We start from the raw sequence: 6,120 nt of genomic DNA on the forward strand, positions 1-6,120 counted from the left end.
CTGAAAATGCCGGACCCCGGCTTCGGAGCGGGGGCGGTGCCCCAAGAATCCCGGCTCCGCCGGGCACCGGGCTCTGCCCGGACCCGCGCCTCAAACGCCGGCGGGGCTGAAAATGCCGGGCCCTCGGCTCAGGCGGGTCGGCGGGGCTGGAGATGCCGGGTCCCCGGCGTCGGAGGGCGGCGGGGCTGGAAATGCCGGGGCCACGGGTCAGGGGTGGTGTCCGGTGGTTACGCCGGGCGGTCTGCCGGGGTTACGGAGTGGAGGAGGTCGGACAGGAGGTGCGCGCCGCGCAGGGTCAGGACCGACTCCGGGTGGAACTGGACGCCCGCGAAGCCGCGCGCCGCGCAGCGGACGGCGTGGACCTCGCCCGTGTCGGGATCCCGCGCCACCTCCACGCCGTGCGCGGCCAGCACCGCCTCGGCCTCCGCGTCGCAGGCCGCCGTGTACGTGTTGTAGAAGCCGACCACCTCCCGGGCACCGAACAGGTCGATCTCCACCTGCGCCCCCTGCGCCGGCTCGGCCTTGCGCACCAGCGGCAGCCCAAGCTCGGCGGCGATGAGCTCGTGCCCCAGGCACACCCCGAGCAGCCCGCCCCGGTGCCGGGCCAGCAGCTCCCGGGCCAGCCCGCGCAGCAGCCGCATCTTCGGGTCCGCGGCCTCGGCCGGATCGCCCGGCCCGGGGCCCAGTACGACCGGCCCCGGGTGCGCGAGGGCGGCCTCGCGCAGCCCCGGCTCGTCGTAGCGGCGTACGGTCACCTCCAGCCCGGCGGCCCGCAGCACGTGGGCCAGCATCGCGGTGAAGGTGTCCTCGCCGTCCACCACCAGGCAGTGCCCGGCCACGGCGGGCGCCTGCTCCTGCATCCGCAGCCAGAACGGTGCGAGGTCGCGCCGCCGCCCGGCCAGCGCCTCCCGGACCCGCGGGTCCTCGGCGAGCCGGGCCCCCTCGAAGGCGGGCCGCGGGGCCGCCGGGCGGACCCCGAGCGCCGCCAGCACCCCGGCCGCCTTGGCATGCGTCTCGGCGACCTCGCCCGCCGGGTCGGAGTGCCGGACCAGGGTGGCGCCCACCGGCACCCGCAGCGTGCCGTCCGCGGCGATGTCCGCCGTGCGGATCAGGATGGGGGAGTCCAGGGTCTGCACGCCGGCCGCGTCCCGGCCCAGCAGGGCCAGGGCCCCGGCGTAGTAGCCCCTGCCGCCGGCCTCGTACCGCTCGATCACCCGGCAGGCGTTCTGGACGGGCGAGCCCGTTACGGTCGCCGCGAACATGGTCTCCCGCAGCACCTCGCGCACGTCCAGCGAGGAGCGGCCGCGCAGCTCGTACTCGGTGTGCGCGAGGTGCGCCATCTCCTTCAGCCGCGGCCCGACGACGACCCCGCCCCGGTCGCCGACCGTGCACATCATCTTGAGCTCCTCGTCGACCACCATCGACAGCTCCTCGGTCTCCTTGCGGTCGCCGAGGAAGGCCAGGAGCGACTCGGCCGTGGGGCCGGAGGCGGGGTAGCGGTAGGTGCCGCTGATGGGGTTCATCACGACCGTGCCGCCGGTCATGCGGACGTGCACCTCCGGGCTGGCCCCCACCAGGGTCCGGTCCGGGGTGTGGACCACGTACGTCCAGTACGCGCCCCGCTCGCCCAGCAGCAGCCGCCGGAACAGCGCGAGCGCGTCGGCCCGGCCGAAGCCGTCGATCCGGCCCCCGTAGGTGCGGCGGATGACGAAGTTCGCGCCCTCGCCGCGGCCGATCTCGTCCTCGACGACCCGCCGCACGGTGGCCGCGTACTCCTCGTCGGGCACGTCGAAGCCGCCGCCCTCGACCCGCACCCCGTGGGCGGGCAGCACGGCGACGGCCTCGGCGAGCGGGACCTCGTACGCCTCCTCGGCGGCCAGCACGCTCAGCGGGGTGCCGTCGTCGCGGACGTCGAAGCCGCGCTCGCGGATCTGCCGGAACGGCACCAGGGCGAGGGTGGGCAGCTCGCGCACCGGCAGGTCGGCGAGGCGCTCGGCCTCGTGGACCGCGCCGAGCAGCACCTCGACGGTGTCGTGGTCGCGCCCGGGGGTGCGCCGGCGCAGCAGCGCGAACGGCGGCCCGTCGGGGCGCAGCAGGTCGAGCAGGCGGCTGCCGCCGGTCTCGGTGGCGGTGTCGGTGGCGGTGCTCATGGGGTGTCGGTCGTCCTTCCGGTGGGAGGGGCGGCCGGGCCTCGGAAAGCACCGAAGGCCGCCCCTCGGGGCGGCCTTCGCGTCGCTGGTCTCAGTGGGTACGCAGACGAAGTGGGCCGCCGGGAGCGGTCCACCACCAGTTCTGGCAGGTGAATGCGTACATGCGGTGAACCCTAACCCACGTCGTGGCGCCACCGCCCGGTAACACGGTGGAACGGCACGGACGAGAGATCGTCTGTCTCACGTAGTGGTCCTCAGGCCGGACGCGAGGTGTGACGCCGTAATGTGTATGGGGTGACCGTGAACGCTGAAACCCAAGCCCTCGCCGCCAAGGCGACCTGGCGAGACCTTCCCGCGGCGCAGCAGCCTTCGTACCCCGATGCCGAGGCCCTGCGCGCTGTTGTCGCGGACCTCGAGTCGTATCCTCCGCTCGTTTTCGCGGGTGAGTGCGACCAGCTGCGCGCCCGTCTGGGAGCCGTCGCCAAGGGCGAGGCGTTCCTGCTTCAGGGCGGCGACTGCGCCGAGGCCTTCGACGCCGTGTCCGCCGACCACATCCGCGCCAAGCTGAAGACGCTGCTCCAGATGAGCGCCGTCCTGACGTACGCGGCCTCCGTGCCGGTCGTCAAGGTCGGCCGCATCGCGGGCCAGTACTCCAAGCCGCGCTCCAAGGACACCGAGACCCGCGACGGCGTGACCCTGCCGACCTACCGCGGCGACTCCGTCAACGGCTTCGACTTCACCTCCGAGGCCCGCGTCCCCGACCCCGAGCGCCTCAAGCGCATGTACCACGCCTCGGCGTCGACGCTGAACCTGGTGCGCGCCTTCACCACCGGCGGCTACGCCGACCTGCGCCAGGTGCACGCCTGGAACCAGGACTTCGTGAAGTCCTCCCCGTCCGGGCAGCGCTACGAGCAGCTCGCGCGGGAGATCGACAACGCGCTGAACTTCATGAAGGCCTGCGGCACCGACCCGGCCGAGTTCAAGGCGGTGGAGTTCTACTCCTCGCACGAGGCGCTGCTGCTCGACTACGAGGGCGCGCTGACCCGTACCGACTCGCGCACCGGCAAGCTGTACGACACCTCCGGCCACATGGTCTGGATCGGTGAGCGCACCCGCCAGCTGGACCACGCGCACATCGAGTTCTGCTCGCAGATCGCCAACCCGGTCGGCATCAAGCTCGGCCCCACCACCACGGTGGACGAGGCGCTGACGTACATCGACCGCCTCGACCCCGAGCGCGAGCCGGGCCGGCTGACCTTCGTCGTCCGCATGGGCGCCGACAAGGTCCGCGACAAGCTCCCCGAGCTCGTGGAGAAGGTCACCGCCTCGGGCGCGACCGTCGCCTGGGTCACCGACCCGATGCACGGCAACACCTTCGAGGCGGCCTCCGGCCACAAGACCCGCCGCTTCGACGACGTGCTCGACGAGGTCAAGGGCTTCTTCGAGGTCCACAAGGCGCTGGGCACCCACCCGGGCGGCATCCACGTCGAGCTCACGGGCGACGACGTCACCGAGTGCGTGGGCGGCGGCGACGAGATCTTCGTCGACGACCTGCACCAGCGCTACGAGACGGCGTGCGACCCGCGGCTCAACCGCAGCCAGTCCCTGGACCTGGCCTTCCTCGTCGCGGAGATGTACCGGGACCAGTAGGCCGGCCGGCAGGGCGGCCGCGAGGCCCGGCACCTGCCCGTGAGCACCCGATGACAGTGGGGCGCGGATCGATGTGATCCGCGCCCCACTGCCGTTCCCGGGGGTTTTCGGCCATGGCTGCTTTAGGTACGGTTAGGTAAGCCTCACCGAATTGGGGATGGCTGAGGAAACCGTTCCTGACAGGGAGGTGAACCGCGTGTACGTCTGCTCCTGCTTCGGCATCACCGACCAGCAGGTCAAGGAGCACGCGGCTGCCGGGGCCTGCACCCCCCGCCAGATCGCCTCGGTCACCAAGGCCGGAACCGACTGCGGCTCTTGCGTCCGCACCATCCAGGGCCTGCTCGGCCGCGGGGCCTGCCCCCGCCGCGAGCTGGTGGACAAGGGCCACGCGGCGGCCGTGCTCGCCCCGGCCCCGCAGCTCGCCGAAGCCGCGTAGGCCGCGCAGGCGGCGCAGGCGGCGCAGGCCGAGCTGCGCACGTCAGCTCTCCGGCTGCTCGATCAGCTGCGCGATGTACAGCTGCTCCCCGAGGGTCTCGATCAGCTCCAGCTGGGTGTCGAGGTAGTCGATGTGGTGCTCCTCGTCCTCCAGGATGTCCTCGAACAGCCGCGCCGACGTGATGTCGTTCTTGCCGCGCATCACCTCGATCCCGCGCTTGAGGCGGTCGATCGCCTCGACCTCCACCTGGCGGTCCGCCTGGAACATCTCGGTCAGCGTCTGGCCCACCCGCACGTGGAACAGGCGCTGGTAGTTCGGGAGCCCGTCCAGCATCAGGATGCGCTCGGTGAGTTTGTCCGCGTGCTTCATCTCGTCGATGGACTCGGCGCGGGTGTAGTTGGCCAGCTTGGTCCAACCCTTGTTGTCCTGGATCCGGTAGTGGAGCCAGTACTGGTTGATCGCCGTGAGCTCGCCGGTCAGCTGCTCGTTCAGGAACTCGAGGACCTCGGGGTCGCCCTGCATCGCAGAGGCTCCTTCCAGGCAATGTCAGCCATGTGACGTGGTGGTGCGCGCATCCTTCCACCGCCGCAGGAGGCCGTCCAGTAAGTGCCTCCTTAGTGGGAGTTGCCATGACATGCCCGAATCGGCCCGCACCTGGTCATGACCACCCGTCCGCGTCTGTCACCATGGAGTCATGGGTCAGCCGGAAAGCCGGGAATCTCCGGGAGCAGAGCAGCCGGAGCTTCCACCGGGGCAGCGGCTTCAGCGGGGCTGGCCGGTCACCCACTACGGGCCCGTACCCAAGTTCAAGCCGGACCGCTGGGAGTTCCGCGTCTTCGGCGCCACCGCGGACGGCGAGAAGCACTGCTGGAACCACGAGGAGTTCACGGCCCTGCCGTTCGAGACGGTCGTGGCCGACCTCCACTGCGTGACGAAGTTCAGCATGGTGGGCGCCGAATGGGGCGGAGTGCTCGCCCGTGAGATCCTCGCCCTCGCACCGCCGGCCCCCGAGGCCACGCACGTGATGGTGTGGGCCGAGTACGGCTTCAGCTCCAACCTGCGGCTGGCCGACTTCGCCTCCGAGCGGACCCTCTTCGCCACCCACATGGGCGGTGAGCTGCTCACCGCCGAGCACGGCTTCCCCGTGCGCCTCGTCGTGCCCCACCTGTACGCCTGGAAGGGCCCGAAGTGGGTCCGCGGCATCGAGTACATGACCGCCGACCGCCGCGGCTTCTGGGAGGAGCGCGGCTACCACAACATCGGCGACCCCTGGCGCGAGCAGCGCTACTCCTACCAGGAGGAGCCGGGGGACGGCCCCGAGCTGTAGCCGGCCCGGGGCGGGTCCGTCAGTGGTGGTACTGGTGGACCACCGCGTGCCCCTTGCCCCGGCCGATCATCCACTTGTTGACCGGGGTCGTCACGACGAAGGCCAGCGCGAGCGAGATCGCGAGGGCGATCCAGAACAGCGCCTCCGACAGGTGGGCGTCCATCGCGCCCGGCCACACCAGGATCACCCCGTTGTCGATCAGCTCCATGACGGCGATCGACAGGGTGTCGGCGGCCAGCGCCACCCGCACGGCCGAGCCCAGGTCCACGCCGGCGGCGAGGATCCCGCGCAGGGTGAGCCCGTAGCCGAAGAGGAACGCGAGGGCGATCGCGAGGACCATCGTCGGGGCGTTGCCCCAGCCCAGCGCGGTGCCGACGACCATGCCGAGGACCTCGCCGATGGCGCAGCCGGTCAGGCAGTGCAGCGTGGCCCGGGCCGCCATGCCCCAGCTGGCCTTACCGTGGCCGTCGTGGCCGTCGTGGCCGTCGTGGCCGTCGTGGCCGTCGTGGCCGTCGTGGCCGTGGTGACCCTGGTGGCCGTCGTGGCCATGGTGGTGT

At 71.8% G+C, this 6,120-nt stretch carries 6 protein-coding genes; 3 read left to right on the forward strand and 3 right to left on the reverse strand.

What is annotated here, in order from left to right:
- Nucleotides 1–227 precede the first annotated feature (227 nt).
- The gene (locus ABZ924_RS37550; protein ID WP_361920062.1) at nucleotides 228–2,150 is read right to left on the reverse strand and encodes an anthranilate synthase family protein; all 1,923 of its coding nucleotides are present in this window, start codon (nucleotides 2,148–2,150) and stop codon (nucleotides 228–230) included.
- Nucleotides 2,151–2,444: 294 nt separating this feature from the next.
- On the opposite strand from ABZ924_RS37550, the gene ABZ924_RS37555 reads away from it, so the two are divergent.
- Nucleotides 2,445–3,800, forward strand: a complete 1,356-nt coding sequence (locus tag ABZ924_RS37555; protein WP_361920064.1) for a class II 3-deoxy-7-phosphoheptulonate synthase — start codon at nucleotides 2,445–2,447, stop codon at nucleotides 3,798–3,800.
- Nucleotides 3,801–3,957: 157 nt separating this feature from the next.
- Nucleotides 3,958–4,236 carry a (2Fe-2S)-binding protein gene (locus ABZ924_RS37560; protein ID WP_361920066.1) on the forward strand — a complete coding sequence of 93 codons (279 nt, stop codon included), beginning with the start codon at nucleotides 3,958–3,960 and terminating at the stop codon, nucleotides 4,234–4,236.
- A 42-nt stretch (nucleotides 4,237–4,278) separates the two neighbouring features.
- On the opposite strand, the gene bfr is transcribed toward ABZ924_RS37560, so the two are convergent.
- Nucleotides 4,279–4,758: a bacterioferritin gene (gene bfr, locus ABZ924_RS37565; RefSeq protein WP_361920068.1), complete on the reverse strand. Its 480-nt coding sequence runs from the start codon at nucleotides 4,756–4,758 to the stop codon at nucleotides 4,279–4,281.
- A 172-nt stretch (nucleotides 4,759–4,930) separates the two neighbouring features.
- Here bfr and ABZ924_RS37570 point away from each other — a divergent pair, with 172 nt between their 5' ends.
- Entirely contained in the window at nucleotides 4,931–5,563 is a 633-nt protein-coding gene (locus tag ABZ924_RS37570) for a sulfite oxidase-like oxidoreductase (RefSeq protein ID WP_361920070.1), read from the forward strand.
- Between the two features lie 19 nt (nucleotides 5,564–5,582).
- On the opposite strand, the gene ABZ924_RS37575 is transcribed toward ABZ924_RS37570, so the two are convergent.
- Nucleotides 5,583–6,120 (reverse strand): DUF4396 domain-containing protein (locus tag ABZ924_RS37575; RefSeq protein ID WP_361920072.1); only part of this gene is annotated, 538 nt, incomplete at its 5' end.

Origin of the sequence: Streptomyces sp. NPDC046876, assembly GCF_040645035.1 — a bacterium.
Taxonomy (GTDB): domain Bacteria; phylum Actinomycetota; class Actinomycetes; order Streptomycetales; family Streptomycetaceae; genus Streptomyces.